Annotated in this window: 3 protein-coding genes; all 3 read right to left on the minus strand. The window is 69.7% G+C overall.

Annotation, left to right across the window (positions count from 1 at the left end; all coding sequences use genetic code 11):
• Window positions 1-387 (minus strand): Rieske 2Fe-2S domain-containing protein (locus ABYX71_RS11760; RefSeq protein ID WP_372696681.1); only part of this gene is annotated, 387 nt, incomplete at its 3' end.
• Window positions 388-403: 16 nt separating this feature from the next.
• Window positions 404-907 carry an aromatic-ring-hydroxylating dioxygenase subunit beta gene (locus ABYX71_RS11765; RefSeq protein ID WP_372696682.1) on the minus strand — a complete coding sequence of 168 codons (504 nt, stop codon included), beginning with the start codon at window positions 905-907 and terminating at the stop codon, window positions 404-406.
• A partial coding sequence (locus ABYX71_RS11770) for an SRPBCC family protein (protein WP_372696683.1) occupies window positions 904-1,860 on the minus strand: 957 nt, incomplete at its 5' end. The genes ABYX71_RS11765 and ABYX71_RS11770, both read right to left, overlap by 4 nt.

A 1,860-nucleotide genomic window follows, 5' to 3' on the forward strand; every position in this document is an offset into this window, starting at 1 on the left:
CTGCACCGGGTAGGTTTTCAGCGCGCGGGTGCCGATGAGCTTGCTGGACGGGTCGGTGAGGATGTCGCACAGCGTTCCGTCGGCCCACTGGTAGGTCCAGCCGTGGTACCAGCAGGTGACGGTGTCCTTGCCGTAGCACTCGACCTTGCGCGACAGCGGCACGCCGCGGTGCAGGCACCGGTCCTTGATGCAGTGCACGGTGCCGCCGCTGCGGCGCACCAGCAGATCCTCGCCGAGCAGCCTGCCGGGCCTGACCTCGCCCTCGGCGAGGTCGGCCGAGTACATCACCGGATACCAGTGGTTGCGAAAGCCGAGCTTGGCCTCGTAGTAGGGGCGCCAGTCGCGGATCTGCTGGCCGATTTCGGGGTTGACGAGCGGTTTGTTCACGCGCGGGCTCCGGGCGTCAGACGTGGTACAGGTCGAGGGTCGTGTCGAGCAGGTCGTTGGTGACGACGATGGTCTTGCCGGCGATGCGCCAGCGTCCGGCGTCCACGCGCAGCGTGTGCCGGTAGCTGCCGGCGTAGGACCAGGTGCGCCGGTTTCGGTACACCTGTGTGTGCCAGCGCGAGCCGACCGCGGCCGTGCCGCCGTCGAAGGCCAGCACGCGCAGGCTGCCGATCAGGTGCGAGGTTCGCGGCAGCGGCTGCGAGGCCGGCGAGTCGCCGCGGCTCCAGCGCCAGGCGCGGTCCGACAGCGCCGGGCGGCCCTCGACGTAGAACAGCGAGACCGCGCTGTGCGGGTCGTCGGTGAGCCGGTGTTCGGCATCCCAGGCCGGCGCCCACAGCACGGCGTCCTCGGTGTAGTGGTCGAGCCAGTCGTCCCAGCGCTGCTCGTCCAGGCAGGCGGCCTCGCCGAGCACGACGTCGGTCAGCGCCTGCCAGGTGGCGAAATCGGGCGCGGCACTCATCGCACGCCCGCCGCGTCGGCGCCGCCCATCAGCCGCAGCCACTGGTCGTACTGGCTCATGGTGCAGCCCTCGTAGCCGATGATGCCGCTGCTCTCGAGCGGGATACCCAGCGTGCGGGCGGCCTCGTCGTCACCGACGGTGCGGTTGTGCAGGCCAAAGGCGATGAAGCTGTCCTGCGCCTGCGAACCCAGCGCGCCCTGGTGGCACTGCTCGAATTCCTCGTTATCGTCCGGCGTGCCCATGCCGCTGGCCATGAAGAACTCCTCGAACTGCCGCAGGCGTCGGCTGCGCTCGTCGGCGCTTTCGGTGACCGGCGCCAGGCAGTAGAAGGTGATCTCGGTGCGGTCGACGGCCACCGGGCGGAAGGTGCGGATCAGCGTCGCCATCTGATCGAGCATGTGCAGGTTCGGATAGACCGACAGGTTGCGGAAGATGCTGGTCATCCACTCGGCGCGTGCGGGGCCGAAGTCGGCCTCGAGGCGCTCGCGCTGGCGGTAGATGGGCCGGTCCTGCGGGTTCGGGAAGTTGAACCAGATGCCGGTGTGGCCGTGGCCGAAGGTCCACTGGCCGCCGTGCTTCTGGTGCATGTTGTCGATCTGCATCGTGCGCACGGCGGCGGCGCGCTGGTCCTTGCGCCGGGCCACGCCGAGCAGGGACTTGTGCGCGTAGTCCGGGTGCAGGCCGTCGCCGCCGCCGTTCTCGAGCATCAGCTTCCAGTTGCCGTGGTAGACGCAGGTGGAGGCGCCGGGCAGCACGGTGATGCCGTCCTGGCACTGGTCGACCAGCATGTCGATGAAGGTGGTGGCGCCGCCCAGGTACTCGGCCAGGGACGGTACGTCCGCACCGAGGCTGCCGAACACCAAGCCGCGATAGCTCTCCCGGCGGGCGATGGGGGCCAGGTCCACGCTGCTCGGCGTGATGCTGGCCGGGTAGCCCTGCTCGGCGCGCTGTAC

The organism is Immundisolibacter sp. (assembly GCF_041625615.1).
In the GTDB taxonomy this organism is placed as follows: domain Bacteria; phylum Pseudomonadota; class Gammaproteobacteria; order Immundisolibacterales; family Immundisolibacteraceae; genus Immundisolibacter.

Coding starts and splice junctions, on each gene's coding strand:
- ABYX71_RS11765 (WP_372696682.1), bottom strand. CDS start 907: ATGAGTGCCGCGCCCGATTTCGCCACCTGGCAGGCGCTGACCGACGTC.